Origin of the sequence: Nodularia sp. UHCC 0506 (genome assembly GCF_034931045.1) — a bacterium.
Lineage (GTDB): Bacteria > Cyanobacteriota > Cyanobacteriia > Cyanobacteriales > Nostocaceae > Nodularia.
Genome location: NZ_JAYGHH010000001.1, coordinates 1 through 25,300, shown reverse-complemented (window position 1 = coordinate 25,300; position 25,300 = coordinate 1). Strand labels below are relative to the sequence as shown.

Below are 25,300 nucleotides of genomic sequence, written 5' to 3'. Positions count from 1 at the left end.
TAATCCTAGCCAATTACAGCTAAATTCTGAGTCTTAGCTTGATGCAAAATATAGCCATATTCAATAAAGATCCCCGACTTTTTAAAGAAGTTGGGGATATGAGCCTCTTGCTAATTTTATTGCGTAATGCGGATAATTTTATCTTGATCTTGGGGACAATTACCGCGACCATCACAATTACTCGTAGTGATGTATAACTCACCATCTGTCCCCATAATTACATCCCTAATACGCCCAAAACCATTGGGGGAATTTCCTGGAAAATACACTTCATGAGTTAGCACTTGACTGGGGTTATCTGAGTCAAATACAACTCTATGCAGATGTCGGGAACGCAAAGTACCAATAATTAAATTACCTTTCCACTCTGGAATAGAATCTCCAGTATAAATTGCTGCTCCGCCTGGAGGTGCAGCTTCACGCCAAACCAATGAAGGACGAACAAACTCTGCTTCAGCCTCACAATTTTCCACAGCCGGCCAGCCCATATTATCACCAGCTTGGAGTACAGAAACTTTGTCTTCACCTCTTCTGCCTAATTCTCCACTGGGGCCGTGGTCTGTCACAAATAGCGTTGATGGATTATACCAATCAAAACCTTGGGTATTGCGAATCCCTGTAATAAAAACGGGATTATTGGGAAATGGATTATCTGTGGGAATGTTTCCATCTGGAGTTAAGCGCAGAATCTTACCTGCTAAACTCTCAACATTTTGGGAAAGTTGCGGTTCTCTAGCATCACCAGTGCCAATATAAAGCATTCCATCTGGGCCAAAACGCAAACGACCACCGTTATGAAATATTGCGGCTGGAATATCGTCGATAATAATTCTGTCTAATGATGCAGTTAATCCATCTGAGGATAATTGCCAACGTTCAACTCGGTTGACTGGCGAGCCGTTTTTATCTGTGGTGTAGTATAAGTAGAAAAATCGGTTAGTGGCAAAATCTGGGTGTGTGGCAATTCCCAGTAATCCACCTTCACCGGAAGCGGTAACATTGACGGTAGCAATAGGGGGCTTTAATTCTCCATTTTCCACCAATCTCACCCGGCCTGGTCTTTCTGTCACCAGCATTTTGTCATTGGGTAAAAAGGCAATTCCCCAAGGAACTTCTAAACCTGTAACTACTTCCTCAGCTTTAACTTGCACTTTTCCTGGAGAACCAACACCGTTTGTGACAAATTTACAGGCTGGAGTTTCCGAAGATACAGATGTAGCATTTACTGGTGATGTGGTTTGGCTGTCGATTGATTCGGTTGGTGTACCGTTGCAAGACACAAGCCCCATGAGGCTAAGACTGATCAACAGTTTGATAGTTTTTGGTAGCTTCATGATAAATCTTAATGAAACTTCTTGGATGCAGGTGCGGCTAAAGCTACTACCTGCATTTTTGTAGAGACGCGATGAATCGCGCCTGTATTTGTATTTAGAATACTCGATGTTCTAGAGAAGGCATTTGGCGGCGGACTTGTTCTAAGCGAGAGGGTTTGATTTCCGCGATCGCAATTCCTGGTTTTTCACCAGCATCAGCTAAAATGACACCCCAAGGGTCAATGATTACCGCGTGTCCGTGGGTGTGGCGACGGTCGTAGTTGTTGCCAGTTTGAGCAGGTGCAATTACGTAGGCAGTATTTTCAATGGCTCTTGCTTGTAATAATACTTGCCAATGGTCTTTGCCAGTGAAAGCTGTAAAGGCCGCCGGGACAAACATGACATCAGCTCCTTTATCTGACAGATGTCGATACAATTCTGGAAAGCGGACATCATAGCAAACAGAAAGTCCGATATTACCAAGGTGTTCTGAGAAATAAACTGTGGGGAGTTCCTCACCAGCTACGACGGTGCTAGATTCTTGATAGGTGTTGCCGTCAGGGACGTTAACATCAAATAAGTGTACTTTATAGTAGCGGGAGAGTTCTTCGCCACTGGGGTCAATCAGAATTGTCGTGTTATAAACCTTGCCTGTGTTCTCTACCGGCACTGGAAAGCTACCGCCCAAAATGGTAACTTGGTAGCGCTGTGCCATTTTTTTGAGAAATTGGGCAGATTCACGGTAAATTTCGTCTGCTTGTGCCAGTTTGTCTTTCTCTTCTCCCATAAAAGAAAAGTTTTCTGGTAATCCCACTAATTCAGCACCTCGACGCACAGCCAGATCAATCAGTTCTTCTGCCTGGACTAAGTTTTTGTGTAAATTGGATACACTGGTCATTTGAATAGCGGCGGCTAAATAAGACTTCATAGATTCAACAAAAAACAGTGATTTTGTCTGGGTTAGATTTAAAAAATATATCGTTAGTTGTAGAGCTGCGGAAATTTTTTAGCATGGGGTCAGTTTTTTTCTCATATTCTCCCTTTCCCATGAAAAATATAGCAACTACTACTCAACCATTAACTCATAAAACCTGGGCAGATGCGATCGCCTCCTGTGGGGCTGCGGACACGTTACACAAACGCCCATCCTCAACCTGCAAAGGAATTTTTACTTCTCTCTAGCCCAGTCCCTGAAGCCTTGGGGGAGACATTCTGAAAAGGTAGTGGTATGCAACGGGGAAACTGCCTGTTCACAACTTTAACAGAAAAAATGACAAAAGTTTGAGCGATCGCCTCTTAAGCTCCATATCACGTTATATGTTTGAGCGATTGAAGTGCTTTGGACTCCCCAAGCTGAAGGCGATACCCTAACATCTGATGATATTTTGGCTAAATACACCGATTTGAAACTGATGTAAAGGTTTTGTAGATTCACAAGAGGATCAGATCCCCGACTTCTTAAAGAAGTCGGGGATCTTTGTGTTCGTAGAATTGGTATAAGTAAGAAAAAGTTTAGAGTATTGGAGTTGATTATGCTGAAGCAACTCATCCTGGAGAATTGGAAAAGTTTCCGTTATGCGGAGCTTCCCCTTGACCCTTTGACTGTTCTAATTGGTACTAACGCCAGTGGGAAGTCTAATGTCGTTGAAGCGTTGGAATTTTTGCAAAGGATAGTGCAAGGTGAAAATATTGAAGCTGCTTTAGCAGGAGATAAAACGCTTTCTCCTATTCGAGGTGGTGTAGAGTGGGCTGCTCGTAAACCAGAATCTCAATTTACATTAAAGGCTTTAGTACAGGGTGAGGATGAAACAACAGATTATTTATATGTTATTAAAATAGAAACCCAAGCTCATGTGAGAGTGATAGAAGAATCTATTGACATTCAAATCTTGAATGAAAAGATAACATTAGATATCAAAAATTTCAGTTTTAACAACAGAAATGGAGCAGGATTATTTTATTCTCCTGCTGAACTTAGCTCCTTCAAGCAATTTATTAATTCATTGCCTGAACTAAACCAAAAATTTGACCTTGATAATTTTTATGAAAAATATAAAAATGACTATATGCCTGTAAGAAATACAATAAATAGGTTGGTAGTATCAACTTTAGAAAAAATTTTTATTCTCAATCCCATACCTTCTAAAATGCGTGATTATTCACGACTTTCTGATACTCTAGAAAGTGATGCTGCAAATATAGCTGGTGTACTAGCAGGTTTATCTGATAAGGAAAAAGAAGAAGTTGAATCAGCACTGTCTGATTACATCAAAGATTTACCAGAAGGTGATATTAAAAAAGTTTGGGCAGAAAAAGTAGGTAGGTTTGGCATAGATGCTATGCTCTACTGTCAGGAAGAATGGCAACCTGGAGATATTACAGAAATTGATGCTAGGAGTATGTCAGATGGTACTCTACGCTTTCTAGCAATTCTGACAGCACTACTCACTCGCCCAGAAGGTAGTCAACTGGTAATTGAAGAAATAGATAATGGTTTGCATCCCTCCCGTGCTAAATTACTTGTCAAAATACTCCGAGAAATTGGCAGCAAACGAAATATTGATATTCTAATTACTACCCATAACCCAGCCTTACTGGATGCTTTAGGCCCTGAAATAGTCCCGTTTGTAGTTGTCGCACATCGAGATTCAGAGACAGGAGAAAGTAAACTTACTATTTTAGAAGAAATTGATAATCTTCCTTTGTTACTAGCATCAGGTACTTTGGGTAAACTAGCCACCAAAGGAGCAATTGAAAAGAGCCTTTCTGAGAATAAGTAAAACACAATATGCAAAAGGTTCTAATTATTGATACATCAATACTCTGCGTTTATTTAGCTGTTCCTGGTAAAGAAACTTGCGGTACTGATAATGATAAATGGGATAAAAGCAGGGTTGAAGCCTGTTTTCAATTAGAACAGGAACAAGGTACGCAGTTTATACTGCCATTAGCGACAATTATAGAAAATAGTAATCATAAGCCAAAATTTTGATTTTTGCCGATAAATTGAGTACATTATGCAAAAATAAATCAAACGTAAAGGAGGATATTATGCCAGTACCCGCAGAATACCAGCGTGCTTCAGATGATTTCTATAGGTATTTGGTAGATGCACGCGACATAGCAGGGTTATGGAGTACACACGTAACTTACACAATGACTCAAGGGGTCTTTCAAACGTTTCGCCGCAGGCTTTCCACTAAAGATGCAATAGCTTTTGCAAATATACTGCCGATTTGCTTGAGGTCACTTTTTGTTACTGACTGGGATACGAATGAGCCGCAAAAGTCTTTTGAAGATCGTGAAGAGATGATGAGGGAAGTAAAATCATTGCGTGGGGAACACAATTTTTCTACTGAAACAGCAATTAGAGATGTAGCTGCTGCCCTAAGACGACACGTAGATGAGAAAGCCTTTGATCGAGTGCTTGCCAAATTGCCAAAAGGTGCACTTGATTTCTGGCAAGTATAATAGGCTTGTTCGTTGTTTCACCTGACTGCTGCTACACTATTCGTGACTGCCCAAAGTGACTTGCGGCGGGTGAGCTATGCCGTTAGACTGCAATCATTCTTCTTTAATTTGGCAGCTTGACGTGCAGACCACTAACGCATGAGGGCAACATTCTCTACATAAAGTAGCTTCTGGCGAGAAGTATTATTATGTGTCAGTTGGGCGATCGCACCAGCAATAAATCGAGCGCAGCGTTCTGGCTCAGATGAGACTTGTTTCTATAGTCATCCTCGCCGATACATGGAAACCCGTTATTTTATTAGTAGGCTTTAAGATAACAAAAGTTTGAGCGATGGGTTATCATCAGGTATTGTGGAATCTCCGTGCATCACCCTTAGCATCTATGACTGCTTCTCAATTTGAAACTCAACCAACGGAACCCAACATCCCTGCTACGCCTCACGTCGATACTCAATTGGTAGACCGCAGTAAGCTGAGTAAGATGTATCAGCATTATGTGGAAGTTAAAGATAAACATCCTCATGCTTTGCTGCTGTATCGGGTAGGAGATTTTTTTGAAACTTTTTTCCAAGACGCTGTAACTGTCTCCAGAGAATTAGAACTTGTTCTCACCAGTAAACACGGTGGTGAAATTGGTCGCGTGGCTATGACTGGTGTACCCCATCACGCCTGGGAACGCTACACTACTCAATTGGTAGAAAAAGGCTATGCGGTGGTCATTTGCGACCAAGTAGAAGACGCATCAGAAGCTGTGGGTTTGGTGAAGCGTGAAGTAACGCGTATCCTCACACCAGGAACTTTGCTAGAAGAAGGAATGTTAAAATCCAGTCGTAATAATTACCTTGCGGCTGTGGTAATTGCGGTGAATCATTGGGGTTTAGCTTATGCAGATATCTCTACAGGGGAATTTCTCACAACTCAAGGTAGTGATTTAGAACACCTGACTCAAGAGTTAATGCGGTTGCAACCTTCCGAGGTGGTGGTTCCCACTAACGCCCCTGATTTGGGTAGCTTGTTGCGTCCCGGTGAAACTTCGCCCCATCTTCCCCAATGTCTACCACCATCATTTTGTTATAGCTTGCGATCGCAACTTCCCTTTTCCCAAGGTGAGGCTAGATCCAAATTACTAGAAAAATTCAAATTGCGATCGCTTGAAGGACTCGGTTGTGATCATCTTCCTTTAGCTGTGCGGGCGGCTGGTGGTCTGCTGGAATATGTGGAAGATATGCAAAGAGTCAACCCAGTGGTTCTGCAAAGGTTACGCACCTATACAATTACTGATTATTTAATTGTTGATAATCAAACTCGTCGTAACCTGGAAATTACGCAAACAGTCCGGGATGGCACATTTCACGGTTCCTTGCTGTGGGCATTAGATAGAAGTAGCACAGCGATGGGCGGACGGGCGTTGCGGCGGTGGTTATTACAACCGCTAGTTGATGTTAAAGGCATTGGGGCGCGTCAAAATACCATCCAAGAGTTGATAGAAAATACACCTCTGCGTCAGGATTTGCGGCAATTGTTACGGCAGATTTACGATTTGGAACGGCTGACGGGAAGGGCTGGTTCTGGGACTGCTAATGCTAAAGATTTAGTTGCTTTGGCTGACTCCCTCTCACGCTTACCACAATTATCCCACTTGGTGACTGATGCGCGATCGCCTTTCCTCAAAGCTTTGCAAAAAGTCCCGGTAGAACTATCAGAATTAGCCCAAAAGTTACACGCCCATCTTGTGGAGTCGCCACCCATACATATTAAGGAAGGGGGTTTAATTCGTGCAGGGATGAATCCCATGTTGGATGAGCGAAAAGCTACGGTAGAATCAGACCAACAATGGATTGCTAACTTAGAAGTTGATGAACGGGCAAAAACTGGCATTCCTAATTTAAAGGTAGGATTTAATAAAACCTTTGGTTACTACATTAGTATTTCTCGTTCTAAATCTGACCAAGTACCTGGGAATTATATCCGTAAGCAAACTTTAACGAATGAGGAACGTTACATCACCCCAGAGTTGAAAGAACGGGAAGCACGGATTCTCACAGCACGGGATGATTTAAATCAGTTGGAATATGACATTTTTGTGGAGTTGCGGGAAGAGGTAGGAGAACAGGCGGAAATTATTCGCAATATTTCCCGTGCTGTAGCTGCGGCTGATGTGTTATGTGGTTTGGCTGAGTTGGCTGTACAGCAAGGTTATTGTCGTCCTGAAATGGTTGAGGGACGGGGAATTATGATTGTGGATGGTCGTCATCCGGTGGTGGAACAGTCTTTACCGGCTGGGTTTTTTGTGCCTAATTCTACTCAGTTGGGTAGGGAAGAAACGAACCACAGAGGCGCAGAGGGCGCAGAGGAAAGACCTGATTTAGTGATTTTGACTGGACCGAATGCAAGTGGTAAGAGTTGTTATTTGCGTCAGGTGGGGTTGATTCAGTTGATGGCGCAAATTGGTAGTTTTGTGCCGGCGCGGTTTGCTAAGTTGGGAGTGTGCGATCGCATTTTTACTCGTGTTGGTGCTGTGGATGATTTAGCGACTGGTCAATCTACCTTTATGGTGGAGATGAATGAAACAGCAAATATTCTCAATCATGCTACAGCTAAATCATTAGTATTGTTAGATGAAATTGGCAGAGGAACAGCAACTTTTGATGGTCTTTCTATTGCTTGGGCGGTTGCAGAATATATAGCTGTAGATATTCGGGCGCGGACAATTTTTGCTACTCACTATCATGAATTAAATGAATTGGCTAGTATTCTTCCTAATGTGGCTAATTATCAAGTGACAGTGAAAGAATTACCCGACAGAATCATTTTTCTGCACCAAGTTCAGCCGGGGGGTGCTGATAAATCCTATGGTATTGAAGCCGGAAGGTTAGCGGGTTTACCAGATGTAGTAATTCAACGAGCAAAACAAGTCATGGGGCAGATTGAGAAACATAGTAAAATTGCAATGGGGTTGCAAAATATGGATTAATTCCTCTCTGCGCCTGGTGCGTGACATTCATCCCATATTCACTCAGATAAAATTCCCACAGAATTTTTTACCATCATCATCTGCTATGGCGAATTCAAATTGACTCATTTAGAGATAATCTTGTGTTAGTCTACTAATAGAATTAATAGTGAATCATCAGCTTATTTTAATACTTTTGTGAAACGCGACTCCATTTATTATCAAATTTTTAAACGCTTTCCGGATTTAATCTTTGAAATCATTGATTACCGCACTGAACAGGCGCAAAATTATCGATTTGAGTCTGTTGAGGTAAAAGAAACTGCCTTTCGCATTGATGGAGTATTTTTACCTCCAGAGGATGTAACACCTAGAGTTATTTTATTTGCAGAAGTACAATTTCAGCGAGATGAAACTTTGTATCATCGTTTCTTTACTGAGTCGCTGATGTATTTGAACCGGAATCAGTCTCAATATGATGACTGGTACTGTGTGGTAATATTTCCATCACGCAATTTGGAACCAAGCGATACTAGAACCCATAGAATGTTTTTAAGTAGCAACCAAGTACAGCGAATTTATCTAGATGAATTAGGTACTCAAAATCAGCAGTCAATTGGTATCAATTTAATGCAGTTGACAATTGCCTCAGAGAAAGTGATGGCAGAACAAGCCAAACAATTAATGGAACGGTTACAATTAGAGTCAAGGGACACACTGCTAAAAAACGAAATCATAGATATTATTACCACAATTGCCGTTTATAAGTTGTCTTCGTTGAGTAGAGAGGAAGTGGAAGCTATGCTGGGAGTTAGTTTAGAGGAAACAAGAGTTTATCAAGACGCAAAAGCTGAGGGGCGCTTGGAACGAGAGACTGAGATATTGAAAGCAACTGTCCCACTGTTACTAAAAACAGGGATGAGTATAGAACAAATTGCTCAACAACTCAATGTTGAGATAGAAGTTGTCCGCCTTGCTGTACAGCAGAACACTGATAAGTGAAATTTGTATGACAATTGTACTGGTTTTACCTACCGCGATCGCGTTCTAAATCAGCAATCACTTTTTGTAAATACCACTCATCTGACATCCCCGGATTGTATTCTTTTTGTTGATCAATTAATCGTTGGGCGATTTCCCAATATCCCCCCACCATTCGCAAAAGTCGCTGACGCAGCAAATTATAGTTTTGCTGTTTTGACTCAGGGTTAGATGTTTGGATATTATTCAAACTATTTAATACTTGATGGTAATTATCCCAATCTTCTTGTTCACAAAAAATACTCGCAGCTTTTTGATAATCTGCAACAGCATTTTGCATTTCTTCTAAACAAGTATAGGCAATCCCTCGATTGTAGTACGCTTGAGCATGATCAGGATTAATTTGTAATGCTTGGCTGTAATCTTGAATTGCACCCAGATAATTACCAGATGTCCTGTAGGCGTTACCTCTGGCAGTGTATACTAAAGCATCCTGGGGTTGAATTTTAATGACTTGATTAAAATCTGCGATCGCACCTTGATGATCTCCCAAAAGTGAACGGGCTTTACCACGATTGCGATAAACAACCACATCTGTAAAATTGAGATGTAATGCTTGATTAAAATCTGCGATCGCATCTTGATATTTTCCCATTTTGCAGTGAATTATTCCACGACAACAATAAGCTTGGGCATCTTGCGGATCAGCTTGTAATATCCAGTTTACATCCGCGATCGCCTCACGGGTATTGCCTTTCTCAGCTTTTTCTAATAACTGGGTAAAATATGCGTTTGTCGATAATATCGGTGTATTAGTAGAAATACTTGACTGTACAACTAGTTTGGGTTTTGGTTGTAACTGTTTAATATTTTCCATACACAGACGACAATTTTCTGCATCCTTTTGTGCTAAATATAATTCTGCGGCCTTTTTAAAGTTTGCGATCGCATCGGGAATAAAACCTTGTTTCCGTCGAATTATCCCCCGCAGGTTATAAGCAGGCGCATAATCGTAATTGAGGCGAATCGCAATATCCACATCATGCAAAGCCCCCGGTAAATTTTTCAATTCTACCCTAGCCAAACCCCGACAATAATACCCCTCCATACTCCCAGGATTCAACCTCACAGCTTCTGTATAATCCGAAATAGCTTTGTGAATATCTCCTGAGTGATAATAAGCCAAACCCCGTTGTAAAAAAGCATCAGCAAAATAAGGTGTCCATTGTAAACAATGGCTAAATTCCTCAATTGCACCAGCGTAGTCTTTCTCCTTAGCCTTTTTCAGTCCTTGATTGTAAAATTTGTCACTCATAATTAACTCAACCAAATAGACATCTCATTTCTATGTTAAATATTCACCCTAAATTTAGCTAATTCCCAAATTTCAACTTACTTCTTCTCTCTGCGTCTTGGCGTACTTGGCGGTTAAATAAAAAATGAAAATTAGAACCATCACCACAGGAATATCAATCTCATCCCCAAAAGACACCGATAAAATCAAACAAGCCCATGAATTTAATCAAAAAGCCCAAAAAATCTTTGCACAACAAGGATACGAAGTTCAAACAACTAGAATCAGCACCAACTCTTGGGAAGAATATTTATTAAACTTAGCAAAAGTAGATATTATTAACGAAATTCAAACACTAGAAAAAACCTGTCAAAGCCTAGATATCAGCTTTTTCAATATTGGCCATGCAAATAAACCTGAAACCATAGCTTTAATTCCTGATATTATTAAATCTACATCAATTATTTACTGTTCCAGCCAAATGGGGAACCGAGAAACAGGTATCAATTTTGAAAATACTTGGGAATCTGCCCAGACTATCAAACGCATTAGTCAAGAAAGCGAAAATGGTTATGGTAATTTTCGATATTGTGCATGGGCAAACTGTCAACCAGGAATCCCATTCTTTCCTACAGCATATCATATCGGTGATACTTCTTTTGGTATCGGTTTAGAACTGGGTGAATTGGTAAATCAAGCATTTTCCCAAGCTGATAATCTGCAATCAGCAGAAATAGAATTACAATCAATTTTAGAAAAAGAATTAATTAAAGTTGCTAAAATTGCTGAGGAAATCTCTCTCAAATTTGCTGTAAAATATAACGGTATTGATACATCTCTTGCACCGTCTTTAGAACAAAAAAATAGTATTGCTTTTGCTTATGAAAAAATTATGTCTGGTAAGTTTGGATATCCAGGAACTTTAGCTATTTCGGGGATGTTAACTCGTGTTTTAAAAAATGTTTCTGTGAAAATTTGCGGTTATTCTGGTTTGATGTTACCAGTATGTGAAGATGTTGGTCTAGCTGCTAGGGCTAATGAGCAAACTTATGATCTTACTCATTTATTATTATATTCGGCTGTTTGTGGTTGTGGGCTAGATACGGTTCCAGTTCCCGGTGATATTACGATTGAAAAAATTGCTGCTATTTTAACTGATTTGGCAACTTTGGCTATTAAGTTGAATAAGCCTTTATCGGCTAGGTTATTTCCGATTCCTCATAAGAAGGCTGGGGAAATGACTAGTTTCAATTCCCCTTATCTTGTTAATTGTCACGTTTTTTCTGTGGATTGAATTTTGGAGGAAGATTAACTAACCGCAGAGGCGCAGAGGACACAGAGAGACAGAAAGGAGATTAGTAATCTATTAATAGGCTGGGCGAGGTTAAGACGAATACATCTCTGGTTCCTTGTGCTTCTATCTGTGGTTTGATGGGTGTGGTAAAGTGGAAGAATTTATGATCGTTGACTAATAGTAGTTCTCCGGAATTTAAGATTTTGCTAAATACTGGTTTCTCTTTTTTGGCTGTGTATAAGTGGGTTTCTCCACCTTGAATATTTTCTCTATTTACAGAGAAGATACCAATAAAGTCTGTCCCATCTTGATGGATTCCTTCTGGGGCTGGATTTCCTAAGTTATGGGGCGAACAGATGGTTCTAATTTGATGCACTCCTATTTCTGCTTCTGGATGCAGTTGACAAGATTCACTAAATGCTAAAACTAATTTTTTAAAACTATCCAGTTCGACAAGTCTATCTTCTAATTCTGCAAATTCTCTTTTAATATCTCCTAATAATGGATTATAATCTTTACCTTGGAAAAGGTAGCCGTGAGGTAATTTAATTAATTTATCTTCACCAGCGATAAACCTAGATAATCTTCTCGAACGATAATTACCTTTAAGATAAGGATCATCTGGTAAATTATGAAAAAATGGTTTGAAACCTGCTGAATTTATGGAATTTACCTTTTTGAGAGTAAACAAAAAAGCATATTCTAATTCCGTTGATTCCCATACCTGTTGCATAGGATTTACCTTCTTATATATTTCAATCCTCTCTCATGTTGTTTGATGAGAGGTTTATATTACTGAGTATATGCAGCTTTTTAGAGATATGTCGTCAAATTGACTACAAAATTTGGCAAATTGTGATATGTAATTTATTCATCTTTGGGAAGATATTTGTAGTTGGTAGTAAATGGGTAAAAAATCAATGTATATTCACTAACAGCACATAGGTTTAATGATGATTGACTGGCTTTACAACTACCCACCTCTATATTCAGGAATACTACTCAAGCGCTACAAACGATTTTTTGCTGATATTCAACTTGATTCTGGCGAAATAGTGACAGCACATTGTCCCAACACAGGGCCAATGACGGGAGTCTCTACCCTTGGGAGTGCAGTCCAAATTTCCAAAAGTGATAACCCCCAGCGCAAATTGGGTTACACCTTAGAATTAATTCAAGTACACGATAACCAACCAACTTGGGTAGGAGTGAATACCATGTTACCCAACCGCATAATAAAACTAGCATTAGCAAAAAACCTCTTCCCCGAATTAGGAAACTATAGCCAAATTAAAGGTGAAGTAGTGTATGGACAAGATAAAAAAAGTCGGGTAGATTTTTTCTTAACCGGTAGCGACGAAGAACGCCCAATATATTTAGAAGTCAAAAACACAACATGGGCGCAAAACACCTTAGCCCTATTTCCCGACACCGAAACCACCAGAGGACAAAAGCACTTACGGGAACTAACCGCACTCCTACCCCAAACCCGCGCCGTCATGTTGTACTTCATCAACCGAGGCGATTGTACCGAATTTGCCCCTGGTGATATTACAGACCCAGTATATGGTAAACTCTTGCGAGAAGCGATCGCACTCGGCCTAGAAGTCCTACCCTGCCGTTTTGACATCTCACCAGAAGGCATACGCTACATAGGTTTAGCAAAACTCAAAATCTAACTCTCTCCCCTCCGCGAACCTTTGCGTTAAAAACAATGATAATTATCATCATGGGTGTCTCCGGTGCCGGCAAAACCACCATAGGTAAACTACTAGCCGAGGCCTTAAACTGGAAATTTAAAGACGCTGACGAATTTCACTCCATAGATAACATTGAAAAAATGCGGCTAGGTATCCCCCTCAATGATGCCGATAGAAAGCCTTGGTTAAAAGATTTGCAAACAGCGATCGCCCTGTGGTTAAAAGAAAATGCCAATATAGTCTTAGCCTGTTCCGCCCTTAAAGCTAATTATCGCCAATATTTGGTATTAGATGCTGAATACATCAAGCTAATTTATCTCCACGGCAGTTTAGATTTGCTCCAACAGAGGCTCATAGGAAGGCAAAATCATTTTATGTCAGAAAAACTCCTCAATAGCCAATTAGATGACCTTGAGGAGCCAGATGATGCAATTTTTGTAGATGTTTCTGAACCACCCCAACTCATTGTGCAGAACCTAAAAACAGTTCTGGGGATTTAGGCAATTTCCAGCATGACAGAACAGTTTCCCATCATTGAGATTCCGCTACTCGCGCTTGGTTTCCCATTGGGCGTTTAAACTTTGACAGTATATTCCTCCATCGGTAACAACCGCCAATTAGAGCTACCATCGAGTTCTAACACGTATTCATGGTACTGTAACAAACTAGGGCGGTGTCCCACACTAATTAATGTAGTGCCTTTAGCTTTTAGTTGTTGATACAAATTATTTTCATTAGCTAAATCTAGCGCGCTGGTGGCTTCATCGAGGATGACATAGTTAGGCATATTCAGCAGCAGTCGTGCAAAAGCCAAGCGCTGTTGTTCCCCTAAAGACAGAACATTTGCCCAGTCTAACTCCACATCAAAGCCACCAACTCGTTCTGGTAACTCGGACAAATTTACCTCTTCTAAAATATCGCGCATTTTGCTTTCACTGATATCATTATCAGGATTGGGGTAGAGTAACTGACTCCGTAGTGAACCCAATACCATATAAGGACGTTGGGGTAAAAACATCATGTCTGATAGAGAAGGGCGGAGAATTTGACCAGTACCCGCATTCCATAATCCGGCGATCGCTCTTAATAAAGAACTCTTACCACTACCACTGTTCCCGACAATTACCAAACCCTCCCCAGGTTGTAAGTTGAATGGTAAATCATGTACCAAAGTGCGTTCATAGTTGGGAGTCAATAAAGTAACACTACGCAATTCAATGTGAGAATCTTCTGTAACATCGATAGTTCTCATTCCTGGCTGCTTTTGGTCTGTGCTATCCAGAACCCCATCTAAGTCGCCCATCCGTTCAATACCAGCTGCAAAAGCAGTTAAATTTTCAAATTGACCCACCACCACAGATAAAGCTCTAAAAATTTGATTGAAGGCGATCGCAGCTTGGGTAAATGTCCCAAAATCAGTCTGACCGGCGAAGTAGATAGGCGCAATCACCAAATAAGGTAACGCAGAAACAAAATAGTTATAGCTAGTGGTAAAAAAACCTAAATTACGTTGCCAATTAATTAACAAATCAAAGTTAACAATTGCGCGGATAAAACGCTGTTTTAGCTGAAGTATCTCTTCTGTTTCACCTTGATAAAAAGCAATAGATTCGGCATTATCTCGCACATGAATTAATCCATAACGAAAATCTGCTTCGCGTTTAAGTTGATTATAGTTAATGCTAATTAATCGTTGTCCAATCCAAGCTGTAACACCTGTTCCCAGAATTGCATAAACTACCAACGCCACCGATAAAGAAACTGAGATAGATAATAAAACTCCAGTAAAAGACACTAAAGTAATAATTGATGTCAAAATCAGCAGTGTAAAAGATAAACTAGTGCGAGTAAATGACCTGATATCTTCAGCAATTCGCTGGTCTGGGTTATCAATTTTTTGATTAAAATTAATCTGGTAATAAGCCCGATTTTGGAAATATTTATCGAGAAAATGATTTGTCAACCACTCCCGCCATTGCAATCCTAATTTGTCTTGTAGATAACCATACATAACCACAATGGGAGTACCAATGACTAACAGCCCAGCATAAATAGCAATGAAGCGCCAAAAGATAGACGCATCTTTCGTTTCGGGATAAGTAGCCAGAGAAGTATCAATATTGCGGAAAATAAAGCTAATACTGACATTAATCGCGTTAACCGCCAATGCCAAAAGTAGTAAAAGTCCTAATAGTCCCCTAGCCTGCCATTTTTTTTCTGAAAACCAGTAGGGTTTGGCAACCTTGAGAAATTTCTGCCACAATTTAGGGTTTAATCGTTGGGGCGGAGTTGTTGTTGTATTCATTACTAATTATTTTTTTAGAAGATAATATCTAACTTTAACTTTCTTTAATATAAAATGCGATTCGTCTCTCGGTTTTTCTTGCCCTATTATAGTTATTGAAATTGTAGAAAAAACTTGGCTGCATTTTTTTTTCTATCGAATCACCTGAATTTCAGCGCCAATTGTCAGCTTTGCCCAGGCTCGATCTGCGGTAACAATCGGGTACAATGTAAATCCAAATAAATATAGGACTCCTATTTGGATTTTGATAGCTTGCGTGGCGTAAGCCATACAAAACTCCGTTCCCTACCTCTACTACACTAAGGCGGGCAAGATGCCCACCCCACAAGAGTTTTAGTATTAATATCTGTACCTCATTTACCTGCAAACTACATTATTTTCTTCTACTTTGGCAATTTCCAGCAGCGTTTTTAAAACCGAATCTGGATTAAGACTAATAGAATCAATTCCCTGTTCTACTAAAAACTGGGCAAATTCTGGGTAATCGCTGGGTGCTTGTCCACAAATACCGATTTTACGGTGATTTTTCTTCGCCGATGCTATGGCCATTGTTACCATGCGCTTCACAGCCGGACTGCGTTCGTCAAATAACCGCGCCACCAAGGACGAATCCCGATCTAAACCTAATGTTAGCTGAGTTAAGTCATTGGAACCAATGGAGAAGCCATCAAACACCTCGGCAAACTCATCAGCCATAATTACATTACTGGGTAACTCGCACATTACATACACTTGCAAGTCGTTCACACCCTGTTTTAAATCATTTTTGGACATTTCCGCCAACACTAAACGTCCTTCATCGGGAGTGCGACAGAAGGGAATCATTGGGATAACGTTAGTTAAACCCATTTCGTGCCGCACTCGCTTGATAGATTGACACTCTAGGGCAAAAGCTTCTTGATATCCTGGATCATAGTAACGTGATGCACCCCGCCAACCCAACATGGGGTTTTCTTCTTGAGGTTCAAATTGCTGACCACCTAAAAGATTGGCGTATTCATTACTTTTAAAATCTGACATTCTGACAATTACTGGTTTAGGATAAAAAGCTGCCGCAATTCTTCCGATACCTTGGGCTAATTTATCAACAAAATACTGGGGTTTATCGTCGTAAAGGGCTGTAAGTTGATTAATTTTGGTTTTGACAAATTCATCTTCTAACTTCTCAAAGTGAATCAAGGCCATGGGATGAATTTGAATTTGGTTGGCGATAATAAATTCTGTCCGGGCTAAACCAACTCCATCATTGGGAATTGCAGATAAACTCAAGGCTTCTTGGGGATTACCCACATTCATTAAAATTTGGGTACGAGTGCGGGGTAAGTTTTCTAGAAGCGCTTCTTTGACTTCAAAGGGTAACAAACCAGGATAAACTTTACCTTCATCTCCCTCGGCGCAAGAAATTGTCACCTCTTGACCCGTTTTTAAGATGGTTGTGGCGTTGTTACATCCGACAATTGCTGGGACTCCCATTTCTCGCGCAATAATGGCTGCGTGACAGGTGCGCCCCCCGGAGTTGGTAATAATGGCACTGGCGCGTTTCATAATTGGTTCCCAGTCGGGGTCTGTTCTTTCTGTCACCAACACATCCCCGGCTTGAAACTGGTGGATGTTATTCACATTTAAAATCAGTTTAACTTGACCTTGACTAATGGCTTCACCAATGGCGCGACCAGTGACCAGAGGATCGGGAGATTTTGCTTTTTTATCTGTTTTAACGAAGTGATAACTCCGCAATATGTTTGCTGTTTTCTGGGACTGGACTGTTTCGGGGCGGGCTTGGACAATAAAAAGCTGATCGGTAATTCCGTCTTTTGCCCACTCGATATCCATTGGGGAGTAATTACCGTGGGTTTGGCCATAATGGTCTTCTATTAAACAAGCCCAATGTGCTAGTTGTAAAATTTCTGCATCACTAAGCGCAAATTTGCTTTGTTCTATGGTGGATACGGCGACGTTTTTTGTAAATTTTGAGCCGTCATCATAGATCATTTTTAGTTCTTTGCTGCCCAATTTTTTATCAATAATGGGGCTAAAACCTGTTTTTAATGTTGGCTTGAAAACATAGTATTCATCTGGGTTGACGGTTCCTTGAACGACGTTTTCGCCTAAACCGTAAGCGGCTGTAATCAGTGCAGCATCTTTAAAACCGGTTTCGGTGTCGATGGAGAACATGACTCCAGAGGTGGCTAAGTCAGAACGCACCATTTTTTGTACGCCGACGGCAAGGGCAATGCTAAAGTGATCGAATCCTTTGGTGTGACGATAGGATATGGCGCGGTCGGTGAATATGGACGCAAAACACCGATGACAAGCTGCTAAAACTTCTTCAACTCCGACAACATTTAAGAAACTTTCTTGTTGTCCGGCAAAACTTGCATCGGGGAGGTCTTCAGCTGTGGCGCTAGAACGGACGGCGACATCTGTATCTGTGTTGTATTGTTCACATAGTTTCAGATATGCTTCGGCGATCGCATCCCTTAATTCTACAGGAAAGGGTGTGTGCATCAGTAGCGATCGCGCTTTTTTTGCCCGTACCTGTAAGTTTTTTACATCCTCAATATCTAAATCCCCAAAGAGTTCGCGTAACTTGGCTTCTAACCCAGCCGACTCGATGAAATACCGATAAGCATAAGCCGTGGTCGCAAATCCTGTGGGAACGTTAACGCCTTGGGGTGTCAACTGTTGAATCATTTCTCCTAGTGAGGCATTTTTTCCCCCAACTAGGGGTATATCAGCAATACCAACTTCATTAAACCAGAGAATAAGCGATCGCTTTTTGTCCGATTGAGTCAATGTGTTTGGATATACCGTAACCATCTGTATTACCTCTCAAGTAGACGCTCTGGTTGTCAGTTTCTTATCAATAGCATATAGAACTCCTATTTGAATTTTGATAGCTGGCGTGGCGTAAGCCATACAAAACCACCTATACCTTGTTTCCCTATTCCCTACCTCTACAAGTAATATCCCTAGACCACGCAAGCGACAGAAACCAAACCGGATTCCTATATTTTCTATATATTTAATTTTAGATTTAAGATTTGGTATTGTGCTATTAGATGCAACACTATAGTTAGGAAAATTTAACATTTTCCGAGATAATAGCGATATTAAAATCCAAAATTTAGTACAAAATGGCGCAACTAGAACGACTACTACAAATGGCAGAAGATGAGCTAACAGAATACAGTAGTGATGCCCGCAAAATCGAAAAGATGCGCCGTAAAATCAGTTTATCTGTATCACTAGCAGAACAACGGCAAGTTAAAGCTGAATTATTAACTACTATGAAACCTAGTATAATTACCAATATTGTGGAAGAACAAAGGCAAGCAGCAGCTTTACCATTTTGGGGAATTGCCGGATTGGGTTTATTATTCGGCATTTCTCTAAATCAACCCGTGCTTTTATTAGTAGGTGGGGTGGGGACTGTCGCCGCTTTCCGAATTCAAAAATGGGGTTGGAAATTACAGGCGAAGCGTTTATTATTACAAACCTTAGACGATATTGAGACAAGGATATCTCAACCCAGTCAACAGTGACCGAAGAGACGGAGGCGTAGGGATTGCTCCCCCTTGCACCCTGCAACCCTGCTTCTTTGCCTCTTCTCACTGCCAATATTATAGTTTTCCTACCAACAACGGTATTATGGCATCCTACCTTTGGTGTAGAAATCTATCACTAGCTAGTCGATAATTCTACCCATAGATGAAATTCATTTACCAGCTGATCCAAATAAAAGATGATTACGGCTATGTAAATTCAATTGTACAGTAAGTATTAAGGATAAAATATGCGAGCATCCTAGAGTTACTCATGACACTAGAGTTACTACACTAATTCAAATTTCTACAAAGAAATGACTGTTTTCTCTCTGTATAACTCACATTCAGGATTGGGTAAACCAAGAGTTTGACAACAAGCGTACCTCAGTAAAGCTGAATTGACACTCTTTGGTAATCTCAGAGACATCAAGTCAACTGGATACCAGCGAATCCTTTGTCCACAAGGTTCGCTATATAACTAAACTGACCATTGTTACTTTTAAGCTGTTAGAACTAACCCACAAAGGAGATAGTAATTGTGACTAAATATGACAAGATTTTTAATTCAACACAAACTACAGAAGAATTACTGAGTCCAGAAGAAGCTGTAGCCGCGATCGCAGTTGTCACAGAAATGGCTGATTTGCCAGTAGAGGAAGTAGAGGGAGACATTTTAGCCAGCATCCTTTGGGACTTTGAAGTTTTTGAAGACTATTCAGAAGATGAAATTGCCCAAATAGTCAATAGACTCATAGGTATTGCAGAAAATGAGGGCATTGGGACTTTATTTAATATCGCTAGTAAAAGCCTTTCTGACGAACTAGTTTTAGATGCTTTTGCTGTCGGGGTAATGGTGAGTATAGATGAAGACGATTTAATTATTTCCCAACAGAAACAACCCTATCTCAAACAGTTACAGCAAGCCTTAGACCTAGAAGATGAAGAAGCCCACGAAATTGTACAGGAAGTAATTGCCGCCTATCAAGAAGCAGAAAACGAAATTTACCTAGATGAAGACGAAGACACAATCATAGTCAGAGATTATGGCGACGAGGTATATGAATCGCCATCTGGTAATTTTTCAGTCCCCATTCCTGTTGATCCACAGCAGGGAGGTAAAGTAGAAAGTGAGGATGGGGTAGTGGGATTTTTTGATAATTTCGGCACCATGCTGAGAATCGATCATTATCCCATATCATCAGAACAATTGGAACAATTAGAATCGATTGGACAAGAAGAATATTTACAATCAACGCTACTAAACAAGTATGTGCCAGAAGCAATTTTCACCAATATGCCAAAAGCTGAAGTCAGATACACTGAATATTTGAAAGATGCCGTTGAAGGTTCATACTTCGCCCTCATTGATATGCCCCAAGGTTCAACCATTTCCCAATCAAAAAATAACGGTACAGCCACCAGACTAGACGCATACCGAGGGCTTTTAGCATTTATGCACTCTAACTATTTATATATAGTTAGCAGCCAGCACAGCTTTTTTAACGGTGAAAAACCCAGTTCCATTAAAGAAGAAGCTGAAGACATTAAGGATAACATTTTAGAGTTTGTAGAAACTATAGAGTTCACAGAAACTGAATAAAGGAACACAAAAAAAAATAAATTCTCCTTAACTTTATGGTGGGTTACAGTCTACCAACCCACCTACTAGCATGAAACTAAGAACTACAAACTAAGAACTACGAATTACGAACTACGAATTACGAATTACGAACTACGAATTACGAATTACGAACTACGAATTACGAATTACGAACCATTAATTTTCGCCGCAGCAAATCCAAAGCCGTACTAGCACTTACATAACGAATTAAATCACGTCCTCGCATTGCGCCAAAGCGATATTCAAAACTAGCAACTTCATTTTTGGGACTGGCTAAACCGATGTAAACTAAACCCACTGGCTTTGTCTCCGTTCCCCCAGTTGGGCCAGCAATACCAGTAATACTTAAACCCCAAGACGTAGAAAGGCGACTTTTTACCCCCATTGCCATTTGTTCTGCAACAGTACCACTCACCGCCCCAAATTTATCTAAATCCTCTGGGTTAACGCCCAATAACCCCACTTTCGCCGAATTATCATAAGAAATTACCCCACCCCAAAAATAATCAGAACTCCCAGAAATATTCGTTAACATTTGTCCTAAACCACCACCAGTACAGGACTCGGCTACTGATAGCGTTTCCCCGGATAAACGCAACAAATCACCCACCACAGAAGCTAAAGTTTCATCATCAGCCCCGTAATAATCTAATCCAGCAATATCTTTTAGCTGTTTTTCTACAGGTGAAATCAAACCTTCAGCCGTAACTTTTGAATCAGCCTTGGCAGAAATGCGTAATCTAACTTCGCCTTTACCCGCATAAGGGGCGACAGTGGGATTAGGTAAATTAAAATAGGGGGCGACTTTTTCAGCCAAAACAGATTCCCCAATTCCCCAAAACCTTAAACTCCGGCTGTAAATAATCTCCTTTCCCCAGCCTTGATTTTTAAGATAAGGGACTGCTGTATCTGTCCACATCCGGTGCATTTCTGACGGGACACCAGGAAAGGTAAAAATTGTGATTTCGGGGCGTGGTTGCCAAATAATCCCCGGTGCTGTCCCAGTGGGATTGGGTAAAATGTCTGCACCTTGGGGAATTAATGCTTGTTTGCGGTTACTGGGGGACATTACCCGACCACGTTGGGCGAATTTCTGAGTGATATCTTCGATGATTTCTGGATGTTCTATTAAAGGAACGCCAAAAAAATCGGCTATGGTTTCGCAGGTGAGGTCGTCGGGTGTGGGGCCAAGACCACCAGTAAAAATCAGAATTTGCACTCTTGATATAGCAATTTCTATAACTTGCTTTAGTCTTTCTGGGTTATCGCCTACGACTGTTTGATAGTAGTGGGGTATGCCTAGTTGGGCTAGTTGTTGGGCTAAATATTGCGAGTTACTGTTGAGGATATCCCCTAGTAAGAGTTCTGTACCAACACAAATAATTTCTGCACTCATTGACGTGAAAGGAAAGGGAGAAAGGCCTGTATTTTACAGTAACGTGATTTTGTCGCTGTTGATGATTAAGATATGAATGTCATGCACCAGGCGCAGAGAGGAGGAGTTTTTCTGGGGATTCAATCTTATTTTATATGTTTTAAATTTTTATATATGGAAATAACCTCGCTTAGAGGTTGTTTGAAAAGTCTAATTTATGACTCGCCTTGGCGACTAGAAGTCGCGGCTACACAAACGAAACCCACCTGCGTGGGTTTGAAAACCTTGATTTTGTATTAGTCCAGGTCGCTGGATTTTGCCTGTGCCAGTTGCGTAAGTCCTATTGATGTTATTTAATTTTTCTACTTTATCCTGCAAATTGTGGGGAATTTTCTAGATTAATTTGGTCTAGCAATTGCATGATTGTGGTATCAAATGCTGTTTTAAAATCTGGGTCGGAAGCGTAACGTTTGTATAATTCTAATTCATGTTTACGTTCTTTGTTGATGGCTTGTTTAATTAATTTTTCTAATGCTAAACGGCGATTTTGTGTGTCTGGGTTGTTGAGGACTTGATTTTGATAGTCGGGATTTTCTCTGACGTGTTGGGCGATGTTAATGAATTTTATTCGTTGTTGTTGGGGTGTAGCATCCCAACCTGTGAAAAAGCGATTGTTAAAAGTAGCGATGATTTCATCTAGGGGGTCTTGTTGTGGTGCTTCACTTTGGTATCCCCGGATATTTGAGTTTTGTGGGTCTATTTCTGATTCAGAATTATCCAGTTCTATGCTATAATTGAGCTTAGTTCTTTCTATGGCGTAGGTGGAAAGGTCTACACTTTCTAAAAGTTGATCAAGTTGCTCTTGGTCGGGATTTTTTACCGCTAGTTTGGGAATGAGAAATTTTAGGAACCAATACTGCATTTCCCATTGCAGATTATTATAGGGAATCATACAGGCGACTTGTCCATAAATTTTGACAAACTGTTTTGCTTTAATTTTAAAGTCGATTTTGCTGGTTTCTTCTAGTTCTAATTCTGAGCTAAAACGGGCTACAGCAATATCAATGATGGGGCTGAGGTTTTCGGCTTCGACGTTATTAAAAAATAATTCGTTAAATTGCTCAATTTCTGACCATTCATAAACTCCCACTTCGTCTAATGCTTCTTTGAGGTCATGGAGAACATTAATATCTGTGGGTTCGCTTAATGATGTGGCTGTGTAGAATGGGTCAAAGGCGGTTTGAATATCGCTGACGGTGTTGTAAAAGTCTAAAATAAATGTGTCTTGTTTCCCCATTTTGGCGTTACAGCGATTCAGCCGTGATAGGGTTTGTACTGCTGTGACTGACTGTAATTTTTTATCCACATACATGGTATGTAATAATGGTTCATCAAAGCCGGTGAGAAATTTATTGGCGACGACTAATATTTTATAATCTGATTTTTTGAACTCGTCAGAAATATCTTTACTGGGAAATTGATTAATGATTTCTTCGGTGTATTCAATTCCGTCTATGGTCTTTTTACCGGAAAAGGCGATAATAGCTTTAAAGGGGACATTGGCTTGTGTTAATAAATCGCGGATGGCGAAAAAATAACGAATTGCTGTTTCAATATTGCGGGTGACAACCATTGCTTTTCCTTCACCTTTGAGCTTTTTGGGTTGCCACACTTGGGTGATAAAATGGTTAACTATAATCTCGGCTTTGGTGCTGATGGTTTGTTTATTTCCTTCGACGTAAGCCCGCAGCTTTTTTTGAGCTTGGGTAGTATTAAAGTTGGGATTATCTTGAATAGATTTTTTAATTTCGTAATAACTTTTATAGGTGGTATAATTGGCTAAGACATCTAATATAAAGCCTTCTTCTATGGCTTGTTTCATTGAGTAGAGATGAAACGGTGTAAATTTGCCCTCTGGGGTTGGTTGACCAAATTTTTCGAGGGTGGCGTTTTTGGGTGTGGCGGTAAAGGCAAAATAAGAAGCGTTTTTACTCAGTTTGCGCCCCTCCATTGCTTTGAGAATTTTATCTTGTAAATCTTCTTCGTCTTCTGCTTCGGTTTTACCAAGGGCTATATTTAAATTATCTGCGGCTTTTCCGCTTTGGGATGAGTGGGCTTCATCGATAATTACAGCGAAGGTGTTTTTACTCAAGTCTTCAATACCTTCTATGATGAAGGGGAATTTTTGAATTGTCGTAATGATGATTTTTTTACCTTTCTCTAGGGCTGTTTTTAAGTCTTTGGAACTTGTGGCGTGGGCGACTATGTTTTTTACTTGAGAAAAGTCTTTGATATTGTCTTTGAGTTGTTTATCTAGGATGCGTCTATCTGTGACAACTACGACGGAATCAAATAGGGGAGTGTCGGCGTTTTGGGTGTAGAGTTCTATTAATTGATATGTTATCCATGTGATGGAGTTGGATTTTCCTGAACCTGCGGAATGTTGAATTAGATATGTTTGTCCAGTACCGTTTATTTTAGCGTGTGTTAATAGTTGGCGGACTACATCTAGTTGGTGATAGCGGGGAAAGAAGAGGGTTTTTTCTATTAGGGGTGTTTTGCTGTCGCTGGGTATGAGAATGGCGAAGTGTTCAATGATGTTGGTGAAACTGGGACGGGTAAGAATGGTTTCCCAGAGATATGCAGATTTATGTCCGTTGGGGTTGGGTGGGTTTCCTTTTCCGAAGTTAAAACCTTTGTTGAAGGGGAGAAAGTAGGTTTTTTCGCGGTTTAATTTTGTTGTCATCCACACTTCATCTGTGTCAATTGCGAAGTGAACTAGACAACGCGCAAATTGGAAGAGTGGTTCTTGGGGGTTGCGGTTTTCCCGGTATTGTTTTTTGGCGTGGTAAACTGTTTGGTTTGTCCAGGGGTTTTTTAATTCTATGGTGGCGATCGCACATCCGTTGATAAATAGTACTATATCTATGGATAATGCTGTATCTTTTTGGGAATAATGTACTTGACGGGTAATTGAAAAGATGTTTTTTTGAAAGTTTTCTGTTACAGCTTGGTTTGTGTCGTTGTATGGTTGGCTGTAAAGTAAGGTGAGATGGGCGTTATCTATGGATAATCCTTTTTTGAGGACTGAGAGGATACCATCTTTTTTTATTTTGCGATCGCACCGTTCTAAAATCAAGTTTTTCCAGTTGGGGCGGTATTGAAGTTTGGCTAGTTCTTCTGGTTGGGTGGTTTCTAAGAAGCGCCAGAATTTTTCTTCGTCTATGGCTATTTGTCGGTTAAAGTCTGCGGGGTTTCCTTTTTCATAGCCAGCGCGTTCAATGAGTGCAGTTTCTATACAGGTTTCTAAGGCTGACTCGTTGGTTTTGCTGACCATAGGATTTTTATGCTATTTTTTACACTGGTTTTTTTATCATACCTATTTTATGACGAGTTTGGTAATATGGAAAACCTCGCTTCCATTCCTCTCCCCTACAAGGCTATC

Annotated in this window: 20 protein-coding genes and 1 pseudogene; 12 read left to right on the top strand and 9 right to left on the bottom strand. The window is 40.4% G+C overall.

The genetic code is table 11. The features are described 5' to 3' along the window. Window positions 1-116: 116 nt before the first annotated feature. Window positions 117-1,334: a PQQ-dependent sugar dehydrogenase gene (locus VB654_RS00105; protein WP_323211194.1), complete on the bottom strand. Its 1,218-nt coding sequence runs from the start codon at window positions 1,332-1,334 to the stop codon at window positions 117-119. Between the two features lie 94 nt (window positions 1,335-1,428). Next, window positions 1,429-2,241 (bottom strand): carbon-nitrogen hydrolase family protein, encoded by an 813-nt coding sequence (locus VB654_RS00100; RefSeq protein WP_323211193.1) that lies wholly within the window; start codon window positions 2,239-2,241, stop codon window positions 1,429-1,431. A gap of 119 nt (window positions 2,242-2,360) precedes the next feature. Here VB654_RS00100 and VB654_RS00095 point away from each other — a divergent pair, with 119 nt between their 5' ends. The 7 genes and pseudogenes from VB654_RS00095 to VB654_RS00065 all read left to right on the top strand — a co-directional run bounded on the left by VB654_RS00095 (window position 2,361) and on the right by VB654_RS00065 (window position 8,739). Continuing rightward, window positions 2,361-2,495: a hypothetical protein gene (locus VB654_RS00095; protein WP_323211192.1), complete on the top strand. Its 135-nt coding sequence runs from the start codon at window positions 2,361-2,363 to the stop codon at window positions 2,493-2,495. A gap of 143 nt (window positions 2,496-2,638) precedes the next feature. Then, window positions 2,639-2,731, top strand: a pseudogene (locus tag VB654_RS00090) (DUF1517 domain-containing protein); the annotation flags it as partial. A 114-nt stretch (window positions 2,732-2,845) separates the two neighbouring features. Further along, a complete protein-coding gene (locus VB654_RS00085; RefSeq protein WP_323211191.1) occupies window positions 2,846-4,093 on the top strand; it encodes an AAA family ATPase in 1,248 nt (415 codons plus the stop codon). A gap of 8 nt (window positions 4,094-4,101) precedes the next feature. Then, window positions 4,102-4,305 carry a hypothetical protein gene (locus tag VB654_RS00080; RefSeq protein ID WP_323211190.1) on the top strand — a complete coding sequence of 68 codons (204 nt, stop codon included), beginning with the start codon at window positions 4,102-4,104 and terminating at the stop codon, window positions 4,303-4,305. Beyond that, the gene (locus VB654_RS00075) at window positions 4,302-4,784 is read left to right on the top strand and encodes a DUF2267 domain-containing protein (protein WP_323211189.1); all 483 of its coding nucleotides are present in this window, start codon (window positions 4,302-4,304) and stop codon (window positions 4,782-4,784) included. The genes VB654_RS00080 and VB654_RS00075 overlap by 4 nt, the downstream gene beginning before the upstream one ends. Window positions 4,785-5,166: 382 nt before the next feature. After that, the gene (gene mutS / locus VB654_RS00070; protein WP_323211597.1) at window positions 5,167-7,758 is read left to right on the top strand and encodes a DNA mismatch repair protein MutS; all 2,592 of its coding nucleotides are present in this window, start codon (window positions 5,167-5,169) and stop codon (window positions 7,756-7,758) included. A 177-nt stretch (window positions 7,759-7,935) separates the two neighbouring features. Beyond that, window positions 7,936-8,739: an Rpn family recombination-promoting nuclease/putative transposase gene (locus tag VB654_RS00065; RefSeq protein ID WP_323211187.1), complete on the top strand. Its 804-nt coding sequence runs from the start codon at window positions 7,936-7,938 to the stop codon at window positions 8,737-8,739. Window positions 8,740-8,764: 25 nt separating this feature from the next. Here VB654_RS00065 and VB654_RS00060 read toward each other — a convergent pair whose 3' ends face one another. After that, entirely contained in the window at window positions 8,765-10,033 is a 1,269-nt protein-coding gene (locus VB654_RS00060; RefSeq protein ID WP_323211186.1) for a tetratricopeptide repeat protein, read from the bottom strand. A 124-nt stretch (window positions 10,034-10,157) separates the two neighbouring features. Here VB654_RS00060 and VB654_RS00055 point away from each other — a divergent pair, with 124 nt between their 5' ends. Then, window positions 10,158-11,306 carry a DUF711 family protein gene (locus VB654_RS00055; RefSeq protein WP_323211185.1) on the top strand — a complete coding sequence of 383 codons (1,149 nt, stop codon included), beginning with the start codon at window positions 10,158-10,160 and terminating at the stop codon, window positions 11,304-11,306. A 61-nt stretch (window positions 11,307-11,367) separates the two neighbouring features. Here the strand turns inward: VB654_RS00055 and VB654_RS00050 are convergent, their stop codons facing one another. After that, window positions 11,368-12,039 carry a 2OG-Fe dioxygenase family protein gene (locus VB654_RS00050; RefSeq protein ID WP_323211184.1) on the bottom strand — a complete coding sequence of 224 codons (672 nt, stop codon included), beginning with the start codon at window positions 12,037-12,039 and terminating at the stop codon, window positions 11,368-11,370. A 220-nt stretch (window positions 12,040-12,259) separates the two neighbouring features. On the opposite strand from VB654_RS00050, the gene sfsA reads away from it, so the two are divergent. Both sfsA and VB654_RS00040 read left to right on the top strand, forming a co-directional pair. Further along, window positions 12,260-12,985 (top strand): DNA/RNA nuclease SfsA, encoded by a 726-nt coding sequence (gene sfsA, locus VB654_RS00045; protein WP_323211595.1) that lies wholly within the window; start codon window positions 12,260-12,262, stop codon window positions 12,983-12,985. Window positions 12,986-13,020: 35 nt separating this feature from the next. After that, window positions 13,021-13,506: a gluconokinase gene (locus VB654_RS00040; protein WP_323211182.1), complete on the top strand. Its 486-nt coding sequence runs from the start codon at window positions 13,021-13,023 to the stop codon at window positions 13,504-13,506. 74 nt (window positions 13,507-13,580) lie between these two features. Here VB654_RS00040 and VB654_RS00035 read toward each other — a convergent pair whose 3' ends face one another. The 3 genes from VB654_RS00035 to ppsA all read right to left on the bottom strand — a co-directional run bounded on the left by VB654_RS00035 (window position 13,581) and on the right by ppsA (window position 18,131). Further along, the gene (locus tag VB654_RS00035) at window positions 13,581-15,311 is read right to left on the bottom strand and encodes an ABC transporter ATP-binding protein/permease (RefSeq protein WP_323211180.1); all 1,731 of its coding nucleotides are present in this window, start codon (window positions 15,309-15,311) and stop codon (window positions 13,581-13,583) included. Between the two features lie 132 nt (window positions 15,312-15,443). Further along, window positions 15,444-15,581 (bottom strand): hypothetical protein, encoded by a 138-nt coding sequence (locus VB654_RS00030; RefSeq protein ID WP_323211179.1) that lies wholly within the window; start codon window positions 15,579-15,581, stop codon window positions 15,444-15,446. 87 nt (window positions 15,582-15,668) lie between these two features. Next, window positions 15,669-18,131: a phosphoenolpyruvate synthase gene (ppsA, locus tag VB654_RS00025; protein ID WP_323211178.1), complete on the bottom strand. Its 2,463-nt coding sequence runs from the start codon at window positions 18,129-18,131 to the stop codon at window positions 15,669-15,671. Window positions 18,132-18,448: 317 nt separating this feature from the next. Between ppsA and VB654_RS00020 the strand changes: the two genes are divergently transcribed. Both VB654_RS00020 and VB654_RS00015 read left to right on the top strand, forming a co-directional pair. Next, window positions 18,449-18,856: a hypothetical protein gene (locus VB654_RS00020; protein WP_323211177.1), complete on the top strand. Its 408-nt coding sequence runs from the start codon at window positions 18,449-18,451 to the stop codon at window positions 18,854-18,856. Window positions 18,857-19,397: 541 nt separating this feature from the next. Continuing rightward, entirely contained in the window at window positions 19,398-20,459 is a 1,062-nt protein-coding gene (locus VB654_RS00015) for a tellurite resistance TerB family protein (protein ID WP_323211176.1), read from the top strand. A gap of 160 nt (window positions 20,460-20,619) precedes the next feature. On the opposite strand, the gene VB654_RS00010 is transcribed toward VB654_RS00015, so the two are convergent. Together VB654_RS00010 and VB654_RS00005 are read right to left on the bottom strand one after the other, a co-directional pair. Beyond that, window positions 20,620-21,876: a competence/damage-inducible protein A gene (locus VB654_RS00010; protein WP_323211175.1), complete on the bottom strand. Its 1,257-nt coding sequence runs from the start codon at window positions 21,874-21,876 to the stop codon at window positions 20,620-20,622. Window positions 21,877-22,222: 346 nt separating this feature from the next. Continuing rightward, window positions 22,223-25,192, bottom strand: a complete 2,970-nt coding sequence (locus VB654_RS00005) for a type I restriction endonuclease subunit R (RefSeq protein ID WP_323211173.1) — start codon at window positions 25,190-25,192, stop codon at window positions 22,223-22,225. Window positions 25,193-25,300 lie beyond the last annotated feature (108 nt).

What these genes read in the sequence shown, in the direction of transcription:
- VB654_RS00105 (WP_323211194.1), bottom strand. Translation starts at nt 1,334, where the DNA reads ATGAAGCTACCAAAAACTATCAAACTGTTGATCAGTCTTAGCCTCATG.
- VB654_RS00100 (WP_323211193.1), bottom strand. Translation starts at nt 2,241, where the DNA reads ATGAAGTCTTATTTAGCCGCCGCTATTCAAATGACCAGTGTATCCAAT.
- VB654_RS00095 (WP_323211192.1), top strand. Translation starts at nt 2,361, where the DNA reads ATGAAAAATATAGCAACTACTACTCAACCATTAACTCATAAAACCTGG.
- VB654_RS00085 (WP_323211191.1), top strand. Translation starts at nt 2,846, where the DNA reads ATGCTGAAGCAACTCATCCTGGAGAATTGGAAAAGTTTCCGTTATGCG.
- VB654_RS00080 (WP_323211190.1), top strand. Translation starts at nt 4,102, where the DNA reads ATGCAAAAGGTTCTAATTATTGATACATCAATACTCTGCGTTTATTTA.
- mutS (WP_323211597.1), top strand. Translation starts at nt 5,167, where the DNA reads ATGACTGCTTCTCAATTTGAAACTCAACCAACGGAACCCAACATCCCT.
- VB654_RS00060 (WP_323211186.1), bottom strand. Translation starts at nt 10,033, where the DNA reads ATGAGTGACAAATTTTACAATCAAGGACTGAAAAAGGCTAAGGAGAAA.
- VB654_RS00055 (WP_323211185.1), top strand. Translation starts at nt 10,158, where the DNA reads ATGAAAATTAGAACCATCACCACAGGAATATCAATCTCATCCCCAAAA.
- VB654_RS00050 (WP_323211184.1), bottom strand. Translation starts at nt 12,039, where the DNA reads ATGCAACAGGTATGGGAATCAACGGAATTAGAATATGCTTTTTTGTTT.
- sfsA (WP_323211595.1), top strand. Translation starts at nt 12,260, where the DNA reads ATGATTGACTGGCTTTACAACTACCCACCTCTATATTCAGGAATACTA.
- VB654_RS00040 (WP_323211182.1), top strand. Translation starts at nt 13,021, where the DNA reads ATGATAATTATCATCATGGGTGTCTCCGGTGCCGGCAAAACCACCATA.
- VB654_RS00035 (WP_323211180.1), bottom strand. Translation starts at nt 15,311, where the DNA reads ATGAATACAACAACAACTCCGCCCCAACGATTAAACCCTAAATTGTGG.
- VB654_RS00030 (WP_323211179.1), bottom strand. Translation starts at nt 15,581, where the DNA reads ATGGCTTACGCCACGCAAGCTATCAAAATCCAAATAGGAGTCCTATAT.
- ppsA (WP_323211178.1), bottom strand. Translation starts at nt 18,131, where the DNA reads ATGGTTACGGTATATCCAAACACATTGACTCAATCGGACAAAAAGCGA.
- VB654_RS00020 (WP_323211177.1), top strand. Translation starts at nt 18,449, where the DNA reads ATGGCGCAACTAGAACGACTACTACAAATGGCAGAAGATGAGCTAACA.
- VB654_RS00010 (WP_323211175.1), bottom strand. Translation starts at nt 21,876, where the DNA reads ATGAGTGCAGAAATTATTTGTGTTGGTACAGAACTCTTACTAGGGGAT.
- VB654_RS00005 (WP_323211173.1), bottom strand. Translation starts at nt 25,192, where the DNA reads ATGGTCAGCAAAACCAACGAGTCAGCCTTAGAAACCTGTATAGAAACT.